At 66.6% G+C, this 20,278-nt stretch carries 18 protein-coding genes; 7 read left to right on the top strand and 11 right to left on the bottom strand.

All coding sequences use genetic code 11. The features are described from left to right. Nucleotides 1-18: 18 nt before the first annotated feature. The 3 genes from fliR to RTQ83_RS19180 all read left to right on the top strand — a co-directional run bounded on the left by fliR (nt 19) and on the right by RTQ83_RS19180 (nt 5,990). The gene (gene fliR / locus RTQ83_RS19190; protein ID WP_312518005.1) at nt 19-864 is read left to right on the top strand and encodes a flagellar biosynthetic protein FliR; all 846 of its coding nucleotides are present in this window, start codon (nt 19-21) and stop codon (nt 862-864) included. 89 nt (nt 865-953) lie between these two features. Next, complete coding sequence (locus RTQ83_RS19185) at nt 954-3,746, top strand: ATP-binding protein (RefSeq protein ID WP_312518002.1); 2,793 nt, start codon at nt 954-956, stop codon at nt 3,744-3,746. A 135-nt stretch (nt 3,747-3,881) separates the two neighbouring features. Continuing rightward, entirely contained in the window at nt 3,882-5,990 is a 2,109-nt protein-coding gene (locus tag RTQ83_RS19180; RefSeq protein WP_312518000.1) for an AsmA family protein, read from the top strand. 29 nt (nt 5,991-6,019) lie between these two features. On the opposite strand, the gene flgL is transcribed toward RTQ83_RS19180, so the two are convergent. The 11 genes from flgL to flgB all read right to left on the bottom strand — a co-directional run bounded on the left by flgL (nt 6,020) and on the right by flgB (nt 16,999). Then, nucleotides 6,020-7,234: a flagellar hook-associated protein FlgL gene (gene flgL / locus RTQ83_RS19175; RefSeq protein ID WP_312517997.1), complete on the bottom strand. Its 1,215-nt coding sequence runs from the start codon at nt 7,232-7,234 to the stop codon at nt 6,020-6,022. Nucleotides 7,235-7,260: 26 nt separating this feature from the next. Next, on the bottom strand, nt 7,261-9,228 hold the full coding sequence (gene flgK, locus RTQ83_RS19170; RefSeq protein ID WP_312517994.1) for a flagellar hook-associated protein FlgK: 1,968 nt from the start codon (nt 9,226-9,228) through the stop codon (nt 7,261-7,263). 97 nt (nt 9,229-9,325) lie between these two features. Further along, nucleotides 9,326-10,297, bottom strand: a complete 972-nt coding sequence (gene flgJ / locus RTQ83_RS19165) for a flagellar assembly peptidoglycan hydrolase FlgJ (RefSeq protein ID WP_312517991.1) — start codon at nt 10,295-10,297, stop codon at nt 9,326-9,328. A gap of 19 nt (nt 10,298-10,316) precedes the next feature. Continuing rightward, nucleotides 10,317-11,435, bottom strand: coding sequence for a flagellar basal body P-ring protein FlgI (locus RTQ83_RS19160; protein ID WP_312517989.1), 1,119 nt, complete (start codon nt 11,433-11,435; stop codon nt 10,317-10,319). A gap of 14 nt (nt 11,436-11,449) precedes the next feature. After that, the gene (locus tag RTQ83_RS19155) at nt 11,450-12,097 is read right to left on the bottom strand and encodes a flagellar basal body L-ring protein FlgH (protein ID WP_312517986.1); all 648 of its coding nucleotides are present in this window, start codon (nt 12,095-12,097) and stop codon (nt 11,450-11,452) included. A gap of 32 nt (nt 12,098-12,129) precedes the next feature. Beyond that, nucleotides 12,130-12,912 carry a flagellar basal-body rod protein FlgG gene (flgG, locus tag RTQ83_RS19150; RefSeq protein WP_290416472.1) on the bottom strand — a complete coding sequence of 261 codons (783 nt, stop codon included), beginning with the start codon at nt 12,910-12,912 and terminating at the stop codon, nt 12,130-12,132. 67 nt (nt 12,913-12,979) lie between these two features. Then, the gene (gene flgF, locus RTQ83_RS19145) at nt 12,980-13,720 is read right to left on the bottom strand and encodes a flagellar basal-body rod protein FlgF (protein ID WP_312517982.1); all 741 of its coding nucleotides are present in this window, start codon (nt 13,718-13,720) and stop codon (nt 12,980-12,982) included. Between the two features lie 154 nt (nt 13,721-13,874). Beyond that, nucleotides 13,875-15,398: a flagellar hook protein FlgE gene (locus RTQ83_RS19140; RefSeq protein WP_312517980.1), complete on the bottom strand. Its 1,524-nt coding sequence runs from the start codon at nt 15,396-15,398 to the stop codon at nt 13,875-13,877. Between the two features lie 41 nt (nt 15,399-15,439). After that, nucleotides 15,440-16,147 carry a flagellar hook assembly protein FlgD gene (locus RTQ83_RS19135; RefSeq protein WP_312517977.1) on the bottom strand — a complete coding sequence of 236 codons (708 nt, stop codon included), beginning with the start codon at nt 16,145-16,147 and terminating at the stop codon, nt 15,440-15,442. Between the two features lie 22 nt (nt 16,148-16,169). After that, the gene (gene flgC / locus RTQ83_RS19130; protein WP_312517975.1) at nt 16,170-16,571 is read right to left on the bottom strand and encodes a flagellar basal body rod protein FlgC; all 402 of its coding nucleotides are present in this window, start codon (nt 16,569-16,571) and stop codon (nt 16,170-16,172) included. 11 nt (nt 16,572-16,582) lie between these two features. Beyond that, nucleotides 16,583-16,999, bottom strand: coding sequence for a flagellar basal body rod protein FlgB (gene flgB, locus RTQ83_RS19125; protein ID WP_312517973.1), 417 nt, complete (start codon nt 16,997-16,999; stop codon nt 16,583-16,585). Nucleotides 17,000-17,165: 166 nt separating this feature from the next. Here flgB and flgA point away from each other — a divergent pair, with 166 nt between their 5' ends. The 4 genes from flgA (at nt 17,166) to RTQ83_RS19105 (ending at nt 20,268) form a co-directional block, all read left to right on the top strand. Then, nucleotides 17,166-17,906: a flagellar basal body P-ring formation chaperone FlgA gene (flgA, locus tag RTQ83_RS19120; RefSeq protein WP_312517970.1), complete on the top strand. Its 741-nt coding sequence runs from the start codon at nt 17,166-17,168 to the stop codon at nt 17,904-17,906. A gap of 116 nt (nt 17,907-18,022) precedes the next feature. Beyond that, nucleotides 18,023-18,334 (top strand): flagellar biosynthesis anti-sigma factor FlgM, encoded by a 312-nt coding sequence (flgM, locus tag RTQ83_RS19115; protein ID WP_312517967.1) that lies wholly within the window; start codon nt 18,023-18,025, stop codon nt 18,332-18,334. Between the two features lie 3 nt (nt 18,335-18,337). Next, a complete protein-coding gene (locus tag RTQ83_RS19110) occupies nt 18,338-18,808 on the top strand; it encodes a flagellar protein FlgN (RefSeq protein WP_312517964.1) in 471 nt (156 codons plus the stop codon). A gap of 218 nt (nt 18,809-19,026) precedes the next feature. Further along, nucleotides 19,027-20,268, top strand: a complete 1,242-nt coding sequence (locus RTQ83_RS19105) for a GGDEF domain-containing protein (protein ID WP_312517962.1) — start codon at nt 19,027-19,029, stop codon at nt 20,266-20,268. Nucleotides 20,269-20,278 lie beyond the last annotated feature (10 nt).

Below are 20,278 nucleotides of genomic sequence, written 5' to 3'. Positions count from 1 at the left end.
CGGCGGACAAGCGACGCCGTGCTGACGCTGACCGCGGCGGAGATCAATGCCTGGGTCGCAGGGCTGCTGTGGCCGCTGTCGCGCATCCTGGGGCTGATCGCGGCGGCGCCGCTGTTCGGCAATGCCAGCGTGCCGGTGTCGGTCAAGGTGTCGCTTGGCGTGCTGCTGGCGCTGGTAATGGCGCCGCTGGTGCCGGCGCTGCCGGCCGCCGATCCGACCTCGTGGGCGGGCCTGCTGATCCTGGTAAAGGAGATGATCATCGGCGTGGCGATGGGTTTTGCCATGCGCCTGGTGTTTGCCGCCATCGAGTATGCCGGCGAGGTAGCGAGCCAGACCATGGGCCTGGGCTTCGCCATGTTCTTCGACCCCACCACGCGCGGGCGCTCGTCGGCGGTCAGCCAGTTCATGGCGCTGGTGGCGACCATGGCCTTCCTGGCCGTGAACGGCCACCTGGTGCTGCTCGAAGCGCTGGCGGAAAGCTTCATCAGCATGCCGATCACCAGCACTCCGTTCTCGGGCAATGCGCCGCTGGAACTGGCGCGCTGGGGCGGACGCATCTTCTCGGCCGGGCTGCAGCTGTCGCTGCCGATCGTGGCCGCCCTCTTGATCACCAACGTCGCGCTCGGCATCCTGACGCGCGCCGCGCCGCAGCTGAACCTGTTCGGCATCGGCTTTCCGATCACGCTCGGGGTCGGCTTTTTGACACTGAGCCTGGCCCTCCCCTACCTGGGCACGCCGATCGTCAACCTGTTCAACCAGGGCGTCGAGGCCGGCCGCGCCATTCCGCGCGCCGGCAATCCGCAACCGGGCAGCCCGAACGCCCCGCCGCCGGCGAATACCCCGGCCGTACCCGCGCCAGGCTAGCGTTCTCCGTGTTTACAAGAAAACCTGTAGTATCGAATCCCGATTGCTGAGGAAACCCGGCAGTTGCGCCCTTCCCCAGCCCTCTCACCATGCGCCACCTGTCTTCCGCCCAACGTTCCCAGCTCCTGATCGACCAGATTTTCGACCGCGCCCTGGTCGTGCTCGACGCCGACGGCGTCATCCTCGACTGGCCGCCGGGCGCGGTCCAGCTGTTCGGCTGGACCGCCGAACAGGCCGTGGAGCAACCGGTGGCGATGCTGTTCGCGCCGGCTGAGCGCGCGAGCGGCGTGGCGGTGGCGCAGCTGGCCGAGGCGCGCGCGTCCGGCCGCGCGCAGGGCCTGTGGACCATGGCGCAGCGCGACGGCGCCGGGCTGGCCTGCGACGTCACCTTCACGCGCCTGCTCGACAGCGACGGCCAGACCGTGCTCGGCTACGGCCTGCTGGCGCGCGCCGCCGGCGGCGCGCTGGAACGCCTGCGCAAGACCGAAGAGCAATTGCGCCTGGCGACTGAAGCGGCCCAGCTCGGCATCTGGACCTGGGACGCGTCGCACGACGTGGTCACCTGGGAAAACCAGCGCATGCACGCCATCTTCGGCGTTGCGGCGCACGCGCAGGACGGCAACCAGGGCATCAACGAGGGTATCAATGCAGCGCGCCTGATGGCCGACTACCTGCATCCCGACGACGTGGACCAGTACCGGCGCGCCGTGCAGCGCACGCTCGACAGCGGCGAGCGCCTGGTGTTCGTCGGGCGCTTCCGCCGCCCGCCCGAGGGCGAGGAGCGCTGGCTCGAGCTGACCGGCATCCTGCAGGCGCCGCCCGTGGCCGGCGAGGCGCATGCCGGCGACGGTCCCGCCCACCCGATCGTGATCGGCACCGCCGCCGACATCACCGAACGCAAGCGCGACGAAGAGGCGCTGTCGCAGGCGCGCATGCGGCTGGAAGCGACCATGTCGGCGGCCGAGGTGGCCAGCTGGATCTGGGACATCCAGAGCGACCGCATCGTGGCCGACCGCAACCTGACCCAGCTGTTCGGGGTGCCGGACGCGCTCGGCCCCGGCGCGCCGTTTTCGGTGTACGCCGACAATATCCATCCGGATGACGCGGGCGAGGTCTCGGCCCAGATCCAGCACGCGATCGACACGGGCGAGCCGTTCCGCTCGACCTACCGCGTGGCCCATCCGGGCACGGCCGGTGGCTGGCGCTGGGTCAATGCGCGCGGCCGGGTCGCCTACGACGAGCAGGGCCGGCCGGCCACGCTCAACGGCGTGGCGCTCGACATCACGCGCCAGCGCGAGCTGCAGGACGCGTCGCGCCTGACCGAGGAGCGCTACCACACCCTGATCACCTCGATGGACCAGGCCTTCGGCTTCGTGCGCGTGCTGCTGGACGACGCCGGCAAGCCGCGCGACTACCGCTTCGAGGTGGTCAACCGCGCGCTCGAAGAGCAGTCCGGCCTGGTCAACGCGGCCGGGCGCACCATCCGCGAGATGGTGCCCAATATCGAAGAGAAATGGATCGAGATCTATGGCCGGGTAGCGCTTAGCCGCGTTCCGGAGCGCTTCGTCGAACATTCGGCGGCCATGGGCTACTGGTGGGACGTGTACGCCACGCCGATGGGCGAGCCGGAAGAGCTGCGCATCGCGATCCTGTTCACCGACGTCACCGCGCGCCGCCAGGCCGAGGAAAACCTGCGCCAGCTGGCGGCCGACCTGTCCGAGGCCAACCGGCGCAAGATGGAATTTCTGGCCACGCTGGCGCACGAGCTGCGCAATCCGCTGGCGCCGCTGCGCACCGGGCTCGACCTGATGCGCATGCAGGGCCGGCGCGCACCGTCCGGCCCTGCGGCCACTGCGGCCAACCTGCCCGCCAACGCCCCGGTGCTGGGCATGATGGACCGCCAGCTGCGCCAGATGGTGCACCTGATCGACGACCTGATGGACGTCTCGCGCATCAACAGCGGCAAGATCGTGCTCAAGACCGAATGCATCGACCTGCGCGATGCGGTCGCCAATGCGGTCGAGGCGGTATTGCCGGCGATCGAGGCGGCCCAGCATGCGTTCGTGCCGCAGGTACTGGAGCGGCCGGTGATGGTGCAGGCCGATCCGACCCGCCTGACCCAGATCCTGGTCAACCTGCTGGCCAATGCCGCCAAGTACACGCCGCCGAACGGACGCATCGCATTGTCGATGATGCTGGACGGCGCCGCGGTGCGGGTGCTGGTGAGCGACAACGGCATCGGCATTCCGCCCGAAGAACAGCCCGGCGTGTTCGAGATGTTCAGCCAGGTGTCGAAGAACATGGGCCGCGCCCAGGGCGGGCTCGGGATCGGCCTGTCGCTGGTGCGCAGCCTGGTCGAGATGCATGGCGGCGCGATCTCGCTGTCCAGTCCCGGCTCCGGCCAGGGCTCCACCTTCACCTTGAGCCTGCCGCTGGCGCCGGACTGCGGACCGGACCCGGACGGCGGGCGCCGCGACATCGAGGAACGCGCCGCGCGCCAGCAAGGCATGCAGGGCCTGCGCGTGCTGGTGGCCGACGACAATGTCGACGCCGCCGGCATGCTGGTCAGCCTGCTGCGCGCCGCCGGCCACGCGCCCGAGGCGGTGCACGACGGCCGCGCGGCCCTGCAGCGCATCGTTGACAGCCGTCCCGACCTGGCGATCCTGGACATCGGCATGCCGGGCCTGAACGGCTACGAGGTGGCGCAGCAGGTGCGGCGCGTGCCGGGGCTGGACGGGTTGATGCTGGTGGCGCTGACCGGCTGGGGCGGCGTGCAGGACCGCGAGCGCTCGCGCCGCGCCGGTTTCGACGCCCATCTGACCAAGCCGGCCGGCTTTGCCGAACTCAAGCAATTGATCGCGGGCCTGGCGCAGCGCGCCTGATGCCGGCGGGACTGTATTGACGAGCTTAATTTCGCGCGAATGCTATTTAGCTAACAAACAAAAAAGCATGGCAGGGGTAGCCTGAAGGCTCGGGGCGCGCAGCGTTTGCGCCAAGCCACTCTATGGCCTACTACCATGAAAACATCGAAACCCGTCAAAATCGCCGGCGCCATCCTGCTCGGCCTGGTCGTCATCGTCATCCTGTTCTTCCTGTTGTTCGACTGGAACATGCTGCGGCCGTACATCAACCGCAAGGTATCGGAAACCACCGGCCGCGAATTCGCCATCCGCGGCGACCTGGACGTCAAGTTCCAGCGCAACCAGGACAGTGAAGAAGGCTGGCGCCGCTGGGTGCCGCATCCGCGCGTGAGCGCCGAAGACGTCCACATGAGCAATCCCGACTGGAGCACGGTCGGCCCTGAAATGGCCAGCGCCCAGCGCGTCGAAGGCGCGTTCCGCATCCTGCCGCTGCTGGGCAAGAACGCGATCCTGACCGACCTGCGCCTGGTGGCGCCGAACGTCGCGGTCGAACGGCGCAAGGACGGACGCAATTCCTGGACCTTTAAGGACAATGGCCCGTCGGAATGGAAAGTCGACATCCAGCGCCTGTCCTTCAACAGCGGCCAGCTGCGCTACGTCGACGAGCCGATCGGCCTCGACCTGCGCGCCCAGGCCAAGTCGATCGAAGGCGCACCGGCCCCGCGCGACGGCGTGCAGCCCTACGGCCTGGCCTTCACCCTCGACGGCACCTACAACAAGGCCAAGATCAGCGGCGGCGGCCGTGCCGGCGCGGTGCTGTCGCTGACCGACGAGCACACCACCTTCCCGATCGAAGCCAAGGCCGACATCGGCGACAACAAGATCGGCCTGCAGGGCACGATCCGCGACCCGCGTTCGATCGCCGGCTTCGAGCTGCAGATGCAGCTGGGCGGCGCCAGCATGGCCGACCTGTACGCGCTGACCGGCGTGCTGCTGCCGGAAACCCCGCCCTATTCCACCAGCGGCCACCTGATGGGCAAGAAGAATGGCGAATACTGGTCCTTCACCTACCGCGACTTCAAGGGCAAGGTCGGCGCCAGCGACATCGGCGGCACCCTCACCTACGCCCAGCGCGCCACCCGTCCGCTCCTGATCGGCAACGTCGCTTCGCAGCAGCTGCGCCTGGCCGACCTGGGCCCGACCGTGGGCGCCGACACCGGCACCGGCACCAAGGCCGCCGGCAAGGTCAAGGCCCCGGCCGAAGGCAAGGCGCTGCCGGTGGACCAGTTCAACACCGAAAAATGGGGCGCGCTCGACGCCGAGGTGAAGTTCAGCGGCAAGCGCATCGTGCGCACCCACGACATTCCGCTGAGCGACATCGAAACCACGATCCGCATGAAGGACAAGGTGCTGACCCTGACCCCGCTGTCGTTCGGCATGGCGGGCGGACGCATCACCTCGAACATCCGCCTGGACGGCACCGACAAGACGCTGGACGCCTCGGCCCGGATCGCGGCGCGCGGTCTGAAGATCCGCGAACTGTTCCCGAAACTGCAATCGATGCAGGCCAGCTTCGGCGAAGTCAACGGCGACGGCGCCCTGGCCGGGCGCGGCAATTCGGTGGCGGCGATGCTCGGCACCTCGCAGGGCGAGCTGAACGCCGTGGTCACCGAAGGCACGGTCAGCCGCTTCATCCTGGAACTGGCCGGCCTGAACGTGGCGAATGCCGTGTTCGTGAAGATCTTCGGCGACAAGCAGACCCTGCTGCACTGCGTGGCGGCCCAGACCACGGTGCGCAACGGCCGCGCCAACATCGACCGCTTCGTGCTCGACAGCGAAGAAGCGGTGGTGAATGCCACCGGCTACGTCGACCTGGCCAAGGAACAGCTGGACGTCGACGTGCGCCCGCGCACCAAGGGCACGCGCGTGCTGTCGCTGCGCACGCCGCTGTATGCGCGCGGCAGCTTCACCGATCCGAAGGTCGGTCCGCACGTGGGTCCGCTGGCGCTCAAGGGTGGCGCGGCAGTCGCGCTGGCGGCGGTGACGCCGGTGGCGGCCCTGATCCCCTTGATTAACGTGGACCGCGCGCCGGATACCAACTGCGGCGCCGAGATTGCCGCGGCGACCAAGAAGCCGAGCATGAAGCCGGCGCCGAAGGTCGGGGATGCCGCGCCGGCCAGCACCGCAGGCAAGACGAATGCAGCTGCGCCGGCCAAGTCCGGCAACAAGGGCGAGCTGCACCCGAAGGCCGCCACCGTCCAGTAAGAAGGGTCCGGGGCGGTCGCTGAAACAGCTTACAGGTAGTTGAACAGCGACAGCCCCGACATCGTCTTGAACGACATCTGCGCCGCCTGCAGCGTCAGCTGCTGCTGCGAAAAGTCCGAGATCGCCTTGACCTGGTCCAGCCCGGTCAGGTCGTCCATCGTGGCGGCGTATTGCACGCCCAGGTCGTCGCCGGCGCTGTCGAGGTAATCCAGCTCTTTCATGTGCGCGCCGACCGAAGCCTGCACCGTCAGCACATTGCTGTGCGCCTGCTGCAGGTTGTTCAGCGCCGTGTTCAGGTTGTTGGTCAGCGCCGCCTTGCCGCTCGAGCCGTCGGCCGGGGCGCGCAGGTCACCGATCAGCTTGGTCACGGTGGTGAACACCGATTCCTTTTCGCTCGGCGCCACCGAGAACTTGTCGCCTTCGGCCGGCACGCCCTTGATGTCGAAGCTCATGCCGTCGAACGCGATCGCCTTGCCCGCTTCATAGGTCTGGGCCGGGCCGACCGTGCCGGTGCTCTTGTCGGTGATGGTGTAGGTGGTCACCGGCGGGGTGTCGGTGCTCACGCTGAAGTTCAGTTCGTACGGCTTGTTGGTCAATGCGCCGCGGTCGGCCACCGAACCGGTCGAGATGATGGCCGAGCCCTTGTTGGCGGCGTCGGCCTTGGTCTGGAACACGCCGTTGCCGGTCGGGTTCGCTTCGAACACGGCGCTGCCGGAGGCCGACAGCGGCATCTTGCGCGAATCGCTCACCTGCAGCTGGCGCACGCCCTGGTCGCCCTGGTAGGTGGCGCCGCCCGGGGATGCGGTGAACGGCAAGGTAGTGGTCTTGTAGCCAGAGAACAGGTAGCCGCCGTTGCCGTCCGAGGTGTTGGCCACGGCGAACAAGTCTTGCAGGCGTCCCTCGAGCTCGACCGCCAGCGCTTCGCGGTCGCTCGGCAGCATGGTGCCGTTGCCGGCGTTGACCACCAGGGTCTGGATGTCCTGCAGCAGCTCGCTCGAATTCTGCAGCGCGCCCTCGACCGCCGACAGCGACGAATTGGCGCTGTTGCGGTTGGTGGCGAACTGTTCGTTCCGGCCCTGCGACTGGCTCACTTCGAGCGCACGCGCCGACGCCACCGGATCGTCGGCCGGGGTCAGGATGCGGCGGTCGGTCGACAGCTGCATCTGGGTGCGCGCCAGCGCGCTCTGCAGGTTGTTGAGCTGGTTGGACGAGGTGTTGTACAGGTTCAGGGTGCTTACGCGCATGGCTTACTCCAATATCGGGTGACGAATCAGCGGCCGATCGACAGCAGCGTGTCGAAAATCGTGCCGGCGATCTGCATCACCTTGCCGGCGGCCTGGTAGGCCTGCTGGTACTTGATCAGGTTGGTCGCTTCTTCGTCCAGGTTGACGCCCGAGACGTCCAGCGCCGCGTTCTGCGACTGCTGCAGCAGGGCGTTGCCGGCGGCGGCATTCACCTGCACTTCGCGCGTCTTGTTGCCGACCGTGCTGACCATCTGGGCATACGACGATTGCAGGGTCGCGGTGCCGTTGTTGAAGATGTTCTTGGTCTGCAGCTGGCCCAGCGCGGCGATGTTGCGGGTGTCGCCGATGCCGCCGGTATTGGCGGCGATGGTGAACTTGTCGCCCGTATTCGGGGCGCCGGTCATGGTCACGCTGACGCCGCCGAACGAATAGGTCGAACCGTTCGCGAACTTGACGTCGGCGGCCGGGATCGGATCGCCCTTCTTGCCGCTGGCGTCGGTCACGGTGACCATGGCGCCGGCCGGGAAGCCGCTCAGGGAGTTAGTGTCCTTGTCGTAGCTGAGCGTGACCGGCAGCGCCGTCGCCCCCGTTCCCAGGAAGTCCTTGTCGACCACGCCTTCGCTGATCTTGCCGGTGCCGGTGTTCTTCATGTCCACGCTGGTGGCGATCGGGGCGCCGGCGGCGATCTGCGAGACGTCGTTGGCCAGCACCTTGAAGTCGGCCGCGCCATTCACGGTCGGACGCACCACGAAGTTGTCGCCTTCGCGCGGGGTACCCTTGAAGTTGAACTCGACGCCGCCGTAGCTCAGCGTGGCTTCGCCGGCGGCGTTCGGAGTGACGCCGGCCACCTTGTTGCCGTCGGACAGGCGCAGCACGCTGTACGAACCATTTTCGTAGCGCACTTCGAAGTCGTTGTCGGTCAGCTTGGACGGATCGGTCACCTTGGCGCTCAGCTCCGAGGTGCTCAGCGGCGACGCGTTGATGTTCTTGCCGACAAAGGCCGGCGCGACTTCGAAGAAGTCCTTGCCCGCTTCGCCGTTCTGGTCCACGCCCAGCTTGTGCTGGTTGTTGAATTCGATGGCCATGCCGATCGCGACCTTGCCGAGCGCGCTCTGGGCCGTGTCCAGCGTGCCGGTGCGGAACTCGAGCACGCCGCCCAGCTGGCCACCGGTCAGGGCGCCGTCGGCCAGGATGGTGCTCTTGTTGCCGGTCTGGTAAGCCACTTCGACGCGGCTGAGGTCGGTCGGCGACGGCACCGCCGCCAGCTGGAACGCATCCTGCCCCACTACCAGCGGCTGGCCGCTGCCGATCGAGACCGTCAGGCTGTTGTTGTCGCCCGGACGGACGCTGGCCTTGACGTACTTGTTCAGTTCCAGCACCAGCTGGTCGCGCTGGTCGAGCAGGTCGTTCGGGGCGCGCTGGGCGGTCGTGGCGAAGCTGCCGATCTGCTCGTTGAGCTTGGCGATCTGGGTGGCGTAGGTATTGATCGCGGTGACGCTGGTCTCGATCTGGGCATTGACGCCGTCGCGGATCTCGCCCAGGCGCGAGTCCAAGGCCTGGAAGCGGGTGGCCAGCGTTTCGGCGGACGACAGCATCGCCTGGCGCGACGGCACCGAGGCGCCGTTGGCGGCCATGTCCTGGACGCCGCCGAAGAAGTCCTGCAGCGCCGGCGACAGGCCCGAGGTGGTGTCGGCCAGCAGGTTGTCGATCTGCTTGATCTGGCTGTAGTACGACTCCAGGCCGCTGGTGCTGGCCTGGGCGGTGCGCACCTGGTTGTTCAGGAAGTCATCGCTGTAGCGTTTGATCTGGGCGATCTGGGTGCCGGTGCCGACGAAGCCGACGCCGGTGTCGAGCGCGACACTGGTGGCCTGCACCACGCCCTGGCGGCTGAAGCCGGCCACGTTGGCGTTGGTGATGTTGTGGCCGGTCGTGGCGAGGGCTGCCTGCGCTGCGAACAGGCCGGTCTTACCGATGGCGAGGATATTACCGGACATGATTTTCTTCTCTCTTCAACAATAGCGTCTACGGCAGCATTTACGAAAACTTGACAGTGGTATTTTCGCCACGGCCAGCGGCGGTTACGGCAGTGCCTCAGGCCAGCGAATTGCGGATCACGCGGGTCAGCTTGGTGGCGTAGTGCGGGTCGGTCGCGTAGCCGGCGCGCTGCAGGCCGCGGGCGAAGGCGGCCGCATCGCCGCCGCTGTTGATGACCTTTTCGTAGCGCGGATTGTTGGCCAGCATGTTGGCGTAATCCTTGAACGAGTCGGCCGGCGAATCGTAGGCGCGGAACCGCTCGACGCGGGTCTGCGGACGGCCGTTGACGTACTCGGTGGTGACCGATTCGGCAACCTTGCCTTTCCAGCTCGGGCCGGCCTTGATGCCGAACAGGTTGTGGCTGTTGCTGCCGTCGGCGTTCTTGATCATGCGCTTGCCCCAGCCGGTTTCCAGCGCGGCCTGGCCCAGCATGAACTTGGCCGGCACGCCAGTGGTCTTCTCGGCTTCGAGCGCGTGGTTGTGCAGCTTTTCCTGGAACGCGCGCACGTGCGGCGCCTGGATGCGACCGCTTTCGGTGGTGGCCGGCAGCTTGGCGACTTCGTCCGATGCCTGGGTCTGGGCACCGGCGGCGGCCGCACTCTTGAGCATGGCGGCGGCATTGCTGAAGGGACTAACTGCGGGGTTGGCTGCAGCAGCCGCGCCACCCGGCGCGCCATTGCCTTCGGCGCCGATCGCCAGCGCCTGCTGGCCCATCTGCTGGCTGCTCAGCTGGCGCACCAGCACGTCGGCCAGGCCCATGCCGCGCTTGGCCAGGTTCTGGCTGGTCTGCTGGTCGAGCATGGTGGTGAAGGTCTTGGTCTGCTGGCTGTTGCCGAAGCCGTCCTCGTCCTGCGGGGTGGCGTCGCGCATGCTCTTCATCATCATGTTGATGAACATCGCTTCGAACTGGGTCGCCGTCTCCTTCAGCGCGGCCGGGGTGCCGGCCTTGGCGTCCTTCTTCAGGGCGCTCAGGCTGTTGGTGTCGAGTGCGAACTTGTTCGACAGGTCGTTGGTGTTCGAAGCGATCATGCTGATGGGTTCCGTTGGATTAGATGATCTCGAGTTCGGCGCGCAGCGAGCCGGCAGCCTTCAGTGCCTGCAGGATGGCCAGCAGGTCTTGCGGGGTGGCGCCGATCGAATTCATCGCCTTCACCACTTCGGCCAGCGACGCGCCGCCCTTGATGCTCAGCACCTTGCCCGGGTCTTTCTTGATCTCGACCGAATTGTTCGGGGTCACGACGGTGGCGCCGCGGCTCATCGGGTTCGGCTGGCTGACGTTGGCGTCGCCGCCGATGGTCACCGACAGGTTGCCGTGCGAGATCGCGCAGTCTTCCAGCATCACGGCGCGGTTCATCACCACCGAACCGGTACGCGCATTCATGATCACTTTGGCCGAGGCCATGGTCGGCTTGACGTCGATCTGTTCCAGCATGCCGATGAAGGCCACGCGCTGGTCGCTCGACGACGGGGTGCGCACGCGCACCACGCGGCCGTCCAGCGCAGTCGCCACGCCGGCGCCGAACTGGTCGTTGACGGCTTCGACCACGCGCGCCGCGGTGGCGAAGTCGGTTTCTTTCAGTTCCAGGCGGATCTGGTTGTCGGCGCCCAGGTTCGACTGCACGGCGCGCTCGACCGTGGCGCCGTCCGAGATGCGGCCCACCGACAGGTGGTTCACCTGCACCTGGGCGCCGCCGCCCGGCGCCTGCGCGCCGACGCCGCCCACCACCAGGCTGCCCTGGGCCATCGCGTACACCTGGCCGTCGGCGCCGTGCAGCGGCGCCATCAGGAGCGTGCCGCCGCGCAGGCTTTTGGCGTTACCGATCGACGACACCGTGATGTCCAGCGTCTGGCCCGGCTGGGCGAAGGCCGGCAGCGACGCGGTCACCATCACCGCCGCCACGTTCTTCATCTGCAGCTGGGTACCGGCCGGCAGGTTGACGCCCTTCTGCTGCAGCATCGCCTTGATCGACTGCACGGTGAACGGGGTCTGGCTGGTCTGGTCGCCGGTGCCGTCGAGGCCGACCACGATGCCGTAGCCGGTCAGCTGGTTCTGGCGCACGCCGCCGATATTGGCCAGGTCTTTCAGGCGCTCGGCGTGGGCGACGGGGGCGATACCGGCGCCGGCCAGGGCAGCGCACAACAGCAGCAGGGATGGGAACTTGCGCATGACTGAATAAATCCTTAGAACGGCAGCATCGACAGGAAGAAACGCGACAGCATCGAAGTCACTTCGGCGCGGTCGAGACGGCTGTTGGTGCGGTATTCGACGCGGGCGTCGGCCACCACCGTCGACGACACGATATTGCCCGGCTGGATGGTGTCGGGGCTGACCATGCCCGAGAAGCGGATGAACTCGGTGCCCTTGTTCATCGCCACCTGCTTTTCGCCGGCCACGATCAGGTTACCGTTGGGCAGCACTTCGGTCACGGTCACGCCCAGCGTGCCGGTGAAGTTGTTCGACGCGCTCTGGGTGTCGCCGTCGGCGTACTTGGTGCCCGACTCCAGGCCCACATTCGCGCCGATCTTGCCGGCCAACAGGCCAGGCGCCTTGAACTCGGCGCTGCCGGTCTTGTTGCCCGAGCTGGCGCCGTTCTTGTTGGCGGTGGTGCGCTCGCTGATGTTGATGGTCAGCAGGTCGCCGATATGGCGCGCGCGGCGGTCTTCGAACATCGGACGATAGCTGTTGGCGTTGTAGATCGCGCCATCGCTGCCGGGCGCGGTTTCCACCAGCATCGGACGGGCCGTGGTCGGGCCCTGCACGATGGTGGAAGGAGCAGTGGCGCAACCAGCAAGTGCCAAGAGCGCAGCGAACGAAGTCAGAAATTTCATGTGAGCCAAAAAAGGAATGATGAAAGTCGGAATTACAGCTGCGCCAGCTTTTGCAGCATCTGGTCGGACGTGGTGATCGCCTTGCTGTTGATCTCGTAGGCACGCTGGGTCTGGATCATGTTGACCATCTCTTCGACCACATTCACGTTCGATGCTTCGACATAGCCCTGCAGCACCACGCCGGCGCCGTTGGTGCCCGGCACGTTCAGGTTGGCGTTGCCCGAGGCGGTGGTCTCGACGTACAGGTTCTCGCCGCGCGATTCGAGGCCGGCCGGATTGATGAAGGTGGCCAGCTGCAGCGCGCCGACCTGGGTCAGCTGGGTTTCGCCGGCGATCTTGACCGACACGGTGCCGTCACGGCCGACCGAGATCGACTCGGCATTGTTGGGGATGGTGATGGCAGGCTGGACCACGAAGCCGCTGGAAGTGACCAGCTGGCCGTTCTGGTCTTTCTGGAACGAACCGTCGCGGGTATAGGCCTGGGTGCCGTCCGGCAGCAGCACCGGGAAGTAGCCGGGGCCGTTGACCATGACGTCCTTGTCATTGCCGGTCTGCTGGGGATTGCCCTGGGTGTGGATGCGCTCGGTGGCGACGGTGCGCACACCGGTACCGATCTGCAGGCCCGAAGGCAGGTTGGATTGCTGCGACGACTGGGCGCCCGGCTGGCGCACGTTCTGGTACAGCAGGTCCTCGAACACGGCGCGCGACTTCTTGAAGCCGTTGGTGCTGACGTTGGCGAGGTTGTTCGAGATGACGTCGAGGTTGGTCTGCTGGGCTTCGAGACCGGTCTTGGCGATGTACAGCGAACGAATCATGGTGGCATTCTCCTATTGGCGGCAGGAGCACCCCGCCACGCACAATAGAATTATGCCCGGGCAACACTTAGTTCATAGCGAGGATCTGGGTGGCTTTTGCGGCGTTATTCTCGGCGTTCTTCAGCAAACTCATTTGCGTCTCGAAGCTTCTTGCCAAGGAGATCATGTCGACCATGCAATCGACGGCATTCACGTTGCTGCCCTCGAGCGCGCCGCCGGCGACCTGCACCGCCGGGTCGGCCTGGGCAGTGCTGCCGTCCTTCATGCGGAACAGGCCGTCGTCGCCGCGCACCATGTCGCCGGCCGGCGGGTTGACCAGCTTCAGGCGGCCGATGATGTTGGCCGCGGCCGGCTGGTCGACGTTCGAGATGGTCGACACGCTGCCGTCGACGCCGATGGTGACGGTGGCGTCGGGTGGGATCGCGATCGGGCCGCCCTCGCCGGCGATGATCTGGCCCGAGGCGGTCTGCAGCATGCCGTTCGGGCTCATCTGCAGCGAACCGTTGCGGGTGTAGGCTTCGGAACCGTCGGGCATCTGCACCGCCAGCCAGCCGTCGCCCTTCACCGCCACGTCCAGGTCGCGCCCGGTCACCTGCAGCGCGCCGGCCGAGAAGTCGCTGCCGGCGGTCGAGTCGACCACGAAGGCGCGCGTCGGCAGGCCCGGACCTTGCACTGGCGCCGAACGGAAGATGTCGAGCTGGGCACGAAAACCCGTGGTGCTGACATTGGCCAGGTTGTTCGAGGTCGTGGCCTGCTTCTCGAGGATGTGCTTGGCGCCGGTGGCGGCGGTGTAGATCAGGCGGTCCATGGTGCGGTCCTTGTCGTGTTGCGGTGGTACAGCGTTGTGGTGCGTTTCGGTGATGCGGCGGTGCGTTGAACGCGTCGGCGGGGGACCGCCAACCCTACGCAGGGTTGGCAGCTCCGCTGCCGACGCATTCAACCTGCGCCGGCATCATCCATCATTAACGCAGGTTCACCAGCGTCTGCAGCACCGAGTCCTGGGTCTTGATGGTCTGCGCATTCGCCTGGTAGGCACGCTGCGCGGTGATCATGTTGACCAGCTCGGCGGTCAGGTCGACGCTCGAGGCTTCGGTGGCCGACGATTGCAGCACGCCCATGCCGCCGGTGCCGGCGGTGCCGATCAGGGCGCCGCCCGAGTTGGGCGACTCTGCCCAGGCGTTGTTACCCAGCGGTTCGAGGCCGTTGGGGTTGGTGAAGTTGGCCAGCACGACCTGGCCCAGCGGCTTGACCTGGCCGTTGCTGTACTGGCCCAGGATGGTGCCGTCCTGGCCGGTGCTGAAGCGCTGCAGCGAACCGGCCTTGTAGCCGTCCTGCTCCAGGCGCTTTTCGCTGGTGGTGGTGCCGTACTGGGTGGTGCCCGCGAAGTCGAAGGTCACCGGGATCTTCAGTTCGGCGCCGGTCGACGGCACCACTTGCAGGTCCATCTTGAACTGGCCGTTCTTGACGTCGGTATTGCCGCTGGTCGCCATGTTCAGGGCGCCGTTGGTGTTGAAGTTCAGGGTGCCGATCGGCTTCGGCGACACTTTCAGCACTTTCAGCATGGCTTCGTTGATCTGTTCCGGCGTGGTGCCCGGCACCAGTGCGGCGGTCTGGGCGGCGGCGGCGATCGCGGCCTGGTCGTCGGCGCTCATGGCCGGATCGGCGGCGACGGCGGCGTCGCGCACGGCGGTGGCGGCCTTGGTCGCGTAGTCGGCCAGGGCGGCGGCCTTGCCGGCATTGTCCGCGCTGGTCCAGGCGGTGCGGGCGGCAGTGACGGTGGCGTCGGTCTGGGTCACACCGGCCGCGTTCAGCGCGGTGTTCTCGTAGCCGTCCATGCTGGTGTACACGTCCCAGGTGCCCGGCGCAGTCTTGACGTAATAGGTCGACAGCGTGTGCGGGTTGCCCAGCGTGTCGTACACGCTCATCGGGCTCTGCTTGGTATAGGTATCGGTATCGTCGACGTTGAACGGGGTCTTGGTGACCTGCGCGCTGCGCGAATCGAGCTGCAGTTCGATCTCGACCTTCGAGGTGACTTTCGGCGGCTGGTCCGAGGTGTCGATCTTCAGCGGCACCGGCGCGCCGGCTGCGATCTTGCCGTCGGCGTTCAGTCCATAGCCGGTCAGCTTGGCGCCCTGGGCGTTGACGATATTGCCCGACTTATCGAGCGAAAACTGGCCGTTGCGCGAGTACTGCACCACGCCGGCTTGCTCGATGCGGAAGAAGCCGGCGCCATTGATGGCGATGTCGAGCGGGTTGCTGGTCTGTTCGATATTACCCTGGGTGAACTGCTGGGCGATGGCCGAGACCTTGACGCCGATGCCGGGCGAGATGCCGCCGGCGCCGTTGAGCGAGCTGGCGTAGACGTCGGCGAACTGGGTGGTCGAACCCTTGAAGCCGACGGTGCTCGAGTTGGCGATGTTGTTACCGATGACGTCCAGCGATTTGGCGGCGCCGTTCAAGCCGCTCAGGCCTTGTTGGAAAGACATGTGTGTATCCTAAAAAAGAGTAAGGAAGTAAGCGGCTCGGCTTACAGGACTTGTTTGATATCGGCGTAGGCAACCGCGCCTGCACCCGGGAGATTCAGTTTCACGCCATCCTTGCCGCCGGTGGTCACGCTGGCGACGCTGTCGAAGGATAAGGATTTAGCGTCAGTCAGCGCCTCGCCGCCTTGGGTGGCGACCACGCTGAAGGTGTACTTGCCGTCGGCCAGCGCGATCGGCTTGCCCTCGGCGTCGACCTTGGTCGGGTCGGGCACGCCGTCCCAGGCCACCGGGATGATGCCGGCTTCCTGGGCGCCGAGGTCGATGGTGGCGACTTCGTTGCCGCCGCCATCCTTGACCACCAGCTGCACCTTGTCCGCCGGGCTCGCCAGTTCCACACCCAGGATCGCCTGGCCCTTGGCCAGCTGCACGCCATTGCCTTCGACCAGCACGCCGTGGCCGATCAGGTTGGTCGCGGCCAGCGATTCGCTCGACTGGTAGCTGGCTTTCAGCGATTCCAGCGTCGTGTTCAGCTTGTTCACGCCGGTCACGGTCTGCAGCTGGGCCAGCTGGCTGGTCATCTGCGCGTTGTCCATTGGATTCAATGGATCCTGGTTCTGCAGCTGGGTCACCAGGAGGGTCATGAACTTGTCGGTGTCGGCCTGGACACCGTCGGCCGATTCCTGGGCCTTGGTGTTCATGGTCTTCATCAAGTCGTTGATGTTGGCGGTGGAGGAACTGATGGGAGAGGTCATGGGTGTCGGGTCTGGTGTCTGGTTACTGGCCGATGGTCAGCGTCTTCATCAGCATGGTCTTGGCTGCGTTCATGGTTTCGACGTTGGTCTGGTAGGAACGCGAGGCCGACAGCATGTTGACCATTTCGTCCACCGGGTTCACGTTCGGCATCGACACATAGCCCTTGTCGTCGGCCATCGGATGCTTGGGGTCGTACACCTGCTTGAGCGGCGACGGGTCTTCCACCACTTCCTTGACGCGCACGCCGGTGGCGCCGGAAGCGGTCGGCACCGCCTCGAACACCACCGCCTTGGCGCGGTAGGCTTCGCCGCTGGGGCTGGTGACGCTGTCGACGTTGGCCAGGTTGCTGGCGGTGGTGTTCAGGCGCTGGGCCTGGGCGCTCATCGCCGAGCCCGACACATTAAAGATATTAAAGAGCGACATGGCTACCCTTGTTACTGGCCCTGGATCGCGGCCAGCAGGCCCTTGATCTGGCTGTTGATCATCATGATGCCGGCCTCGTAGCGCAGCGCGTTGTCGGCGAACTGGTTGCGCTCGACGTCCATGTCGACCGTGTTGCCGTCGACACTGCCCTGCACCACGCCGCGGTACAGCACCGGGGTGCCGTCGGCCAGCGAGTCGCCGGTGGCCTTGCCGCGTGCCATGTGGCTGGTATCGGTGGTGGCCAGCGCGCTGCTGTTGCCGCCGCCTGCCATTGCACCCTTGAGGGCGCTGGCGAAGTCGATGTCGCGCGCCTTGTAGTTAGGGGTGTCGGCGTTGGCGATGTTCGAAGCCAGCAGTTCCTGGCGTTGCGAACGCAGGGACAGCGCCGTTTCATTAAAACGCATGTAGTCGTCGAGTTTGCCGATCATGCTGCCTCCTGGCGTGTGCTTGTTGGGACAGCGTGAATCATACGGACCCGGCCGGCGTCCCAATCGGCCGAGAAGGACCGGCAAAACCCGGCTATTCAAAGTTTCGCTACGGCATCATTCGACCTAAGATAGCAGCATTCCCGGATCTCTTTCACACCCGCTTCTCATGAAAAGACAGATCGTCGCTTTTTCGCTGCTGTCACTCCTCGTTGGTGGTGCGCAGGCGCAACAGACCCGTCCTACTGCATCGCAAGCCAAGCCGGCGGCCCAGCCGCAGGCGGCCGGCCGCCAGAACCTGGCCGCGCTGCGCGGCGTGGTCGAACAGTATCTGCAGACCCAGAGCGCCGGCATGCCGGGCGAGGTCGGCGTCAAGGTCGGCGCGGTCGACCAGCGCCTGAGCCTGGCCGCCTGCCCGGCCCCGGAAGCGTTCCAGCAGCCGGGTGCCCGCCCCTGGGGCAAGACCACGGTCGGGGTGCGCTGCACTGCGCCGTCCTGGACCATCTATATCCAGGCCCAGGTCAGCGTCACCGCCGACTACGTGGTCGCGGCGGTGCCGCTGGCCCAGGGCCAGCCGCTCGACGCGAGCCAGCTGACGCTGATGAAGGGCGATATCGCCGCGATGCCGAATGGCATCATCACCGACGTGGCGCGCGCGGTCGGGCGCACCCCGATGGTGTCGCTGCCGGCCGGCACCGCGCTGCGCATCGACACCCTGCGCAGTCGTCCGGTGGTGCTGCAGGGCCAGCCGGTACAGCTGGTATCGCGTGGATCGAACTTCTCGGTCACGGGCGAAGCCAAGGCGATCAACAATGCCGGCGAAGGCCAGGTGGCGCAGGCGCGCACCAGGTCCGGCATCGTGGTCAGCGGCACGGCGCGCGAAGGCGGCATCGTGGAAGTAATGCTGTAAAACAACATCGTCGGTAGAAGCAGGAATCCTTTGTCAGGGTCTAAAGTTTGTGGCGGCGCCGCCGTTACAGAGGACAGATCCCGGAGTTTCTACTCCGAACAGAGAAGGATGATGCTGTGAAAATTAACGATACCCTGTCCAACAACCCAGCCCTGCAACCGGCCACCACGCAGACCAATACGGCGCGCGGTGCCGAGAAGGCGGCCACGACCGCGCCTACCCAGGCGCCGACCGACAGCGTCCGGCTGTCCTCGCAGGGCCAGGCGATGGCGAACGCGGTGGGCAGCGGGGCACAAGTGTTCGATGCAAAGAAAGTAGAACGTATCAAGATGGCCATCGCCGATGGCCAGTTCCAGGTCAACTCCGAGAAGGTGGCGGACGGCTTGCTCGACACCGTGCGCGACCTGCTCCATTCACGACAACGCTAATCCATGATCTCCAGCCCGACCCAGACTCTCGCCGCAGAACACCAACACCTCAGCGCCCTCGTGGCGCTGATGAAACAGGAACAGCAGATGCTGGTCGCGCTCGACGCCGACGCCTTGACCGAACTGACGCCGAAAAAGAACGCGCTGGTGGCCGAGCTTGCGGCATTGTCCAGGCAGCGCCACGGCGCGCTGGCGGCGGCGGGTTGCGAGGGATCGGAAGCGGGCATGGAGCCGTGGCTGGCGGTGGGCGGCAACGGCGCCGCGCGCGGGCAGTGGGAAACCATGCTGGCCACCGCGCGCGAAGCCAAGGAACTCAATCGCGTCAACGGCATGCTGATCAACCGTCAGCTGGCGCATAACCAGGGCGTGCTGAACGCGATGCGCACCCCGACCAACGCGCCGGCCGGCGCGATCTACGGCGCCAGCGGCCAGACGCTGGGCGTGGGCGCCTCCAAGCGCTACGTGGTGGGCTGAACACACTTCTCTGCAGTAACAGTAATCCGAAAAGGCCGCGCGAGCGGCCTTTTTTGCGTCCGACGCTTCTCTCCTACTGTGCGACACGGTGACGAAAAATATGTCACCAAAAAGTATGACGCATGAGCTCGTAACGGCGGCATAATGGATACTTCACCCGAATTCTCCCAATTGCCATTTCCACGCCGTTGCCGCGGCGCGTTCCCGCTCATCCCTACATGCTCGTCACCCAGCAGATATTCCTGATCGCGTCCCTGCTCTGCTTGCTGGTGCTGCTGGCGCTGTGCTCGGTCGCGGCGGAAGGCGTGCGCGGCATGCGCGCGCTGCTGCTGGCGGCGCTGCTGGGCATCGTCGGCAATGTCCTGTACGCCTTCGGACGCGAGCTGCCGCCGCTGCTGGCCTATGAAGCGGCGAATGTGTCCTATGCCGGCGCCGGGGCGGCGCTGGTGGCCGGCTACCGCATCCTGGCCGGGCGTTCCCCGCGCACCTTGCTCTTGAGCTTGCTGGTAGCCCTGGTCGGGGTGCTGATCGCCCTGTTCCACCATGTCGCCGATTCCTTTGCCGGACGCAGCGCCGTGACCTCGCTGTTCCAGGCCGCGGTATGCGTCGAGATCGGGCGCACCGTACTGGCCGGGCGGCGCGACTGGCAGCAGCCGCACCACGTGTACTGGTTCGTGCTGGCCATGTGCGCCACGGTCGCGCTCGGCCACATGGGACGCATGGCCTGGCTGTGGGGCGCCGAGCAGGCGCCGACCTCGCTGCTGCAGCCGAGCCTCTGGAGCGTGTTCATCCTGACCGCCGCCGCGCTGGCGCTGCCGGCGCTGATCCTGGGCGGCCTGTTGACCACCCACCGCCACATCGTGCACCGCGCCGAATATGCCGCCAACCACGACCACCTGACCGGCGCCTGGTCGCGCAAGGCCTTCTTCGAGATCGCCACCCGCGAGCGCGCCCGCAGCACGCGGTCGGGCAAGCCGCTGGCACTGATGCTGATCGACCTCGACAACTTCAAGGCGATCAACGACAGCTGCGGCCACCATGCCGGCGATCTGGCATTGCAACTGGTGGCCGAGCGCGCCCGCGCCACGCTGCGCGCGGTCGATTGCGTGGCGCGCCTGGGCGGCGACGAATTCGCGGTGCTGCTGCCGGATACCGGGCTCGGCTATGCCGCCGGGGTCGGCGACAAGCTGCAGGCGGCGGTATGCGCGGCCGCCACCGCTCTGCCCGCGGCACCGGGCCAGCCGCCGCTGACGCTGAGCATCGGCGTCACCGTGCTGGCGGAAGGCGAAACCTTGCAGGCCGCCATGGCGCGCGCCGATGCGGCGCTGTACGCGGCCAAGGCGGCCGGGCGCAACCGGGTGCATGCGCTGGCGCCGGAGCCGGCGCTGGCGCATGCGGCGAACGATGCTGTGGTTCCGGTGCAGCAGGTATCCATCGAGCATACGCGCCGCGCAGGTTGACCGGCGTTGT

It is taken from the genome of Massilia sp., from assembly GCF_031995545.1.
Taxonomy (GTDB): Bacteria; Pseudomonadota; Gammaproteobacteria; order Burkholderiales; family Burkholderiaceae_D; genus Telluria.
The sequence above is the reverse complement of the archived record's forward strand: the minus strand, read 5'-3'. Positions and strand labels throughout refer to the sequence as shown.

What these genes read in the sequence shown, in the direction of transcription:
- RTQ83_RS19185 (WP_312518002.1), top strand. Translation starts at nt 954, where the DNA reads ATGCGCCACCTGTCTTCCGCCCAACGTTCCCAGCTCCTGATCGACCAG.
- RTQ83_RS19180 (WP_312518000.1), top strand. Translation starts at nt 3,882, where the DNA reads ATGAAAACATCGAAACCCGTCAAAATCGCCGGCGCCATCCTGCTCGGC.
- flgL (WP_312517997.1), bottom strand. Translation starts at nt 7,234, where the DNA reads ATGCGCGTAAGCACCCTGAACCTGTACAACACCTCGTCCAACCAGCTC.
- flgK (WP_312517994.1), bottom strand. Translation starts at nt 9,228, where the DNA reads ATGTCCGGTAATATCCTCGCCATCGGTAAGACCGGCCTGTTCGCAGCG.
- flgJ (WP_312517991.1), bottom strand. Translation starts at nt 10,297, where the DNA reads ATGATCGCTTCGAACACCAACGACCTGTCGAACAAGTTCGCACTCGAC.
- RTQ83_RS19160 (WP_312517989.1), bottom strand. Translation starts at nt 11,435, where the DNA reads ATGCGCAAGTTCCCATCCCTGCTGCTGTTGTGCGCTGCCCTGGCCGGC.
- RTQ83_RS19155 (WP_312517986.1), bottom strand. Translation starts at nt 12,097, where the DNA reads ATGAAATTTCTGACTTCGTTCGCTGCGCTCTTGGCACTTGCTGGTTGC.
- flgG (WP_290416472.1), bottom strand. Translation starts at nt 12,912, where the DNA reads ATGATTCGTTCGCTGTACATCGCCAAGACCGGTCTCGAAGCCCAGCAG.
- flgF (WP_312517982.1), bottom strand. Translation starts at nt 13,720, where the DNA reads ATGGACCGCCTGATCTACACCGCCGCCACCGGCGCCAAGCACATCCTC.
- RTQ83_RS19140 (WP_312517980.1), bottom strand. Translation starts at nt 15,398, where the DNA reads ATGTCTTTCCAACAAGGCCTGAGCGGCTTGAACGGCGCCGCCAAATCG.
- RTQ83_RS19135 (WP_312517977.1), bottom strand. Translation starts at nt 16,147, where the DNA reads ATGACCTCTCCCATCAGTTCCTCCACCGCCAACATCAACGACTTGATG.
- flgC (WP_312517975.1), bottom strand. Translation starts at nt 16,571, where the DNA reads ATGTCGCTCTTTAATATCTTTAATGTGTCGGGCTCGGCGATGAGCGCC.
- flgB (WP_312517973.1), bottom strand. Translation starts at nt 16,999, where the DNA reads ATGATCGGCAAACTCGACGACTACATGCGTTTTAATGAAACGGCGCTG.
- flgA (WP_312517970.1), top strand. Translation starts at nt 17,166, where the DNA reads ATGAAAAGACAGATCGTCGCTTTTTCGCTGCTGTCACTCCTCGTTGGT.
- RTQ83_RS19110 (WP_312517964.1), top strand. Translation starts at nt 18,338, where the DNA reads ATGATCTCCAGCCCGACCCAGACTCTCGCCGCAGAACACCAACACCTC.
- RTQ83_RS19105 (WP_312517962.1), top strand. Translation starts at nt 19,027, where the DNA reads ATGCTCGTCACCCAGCAGATATTCCTGATCGCGTCCCTGCTCTGCTTG.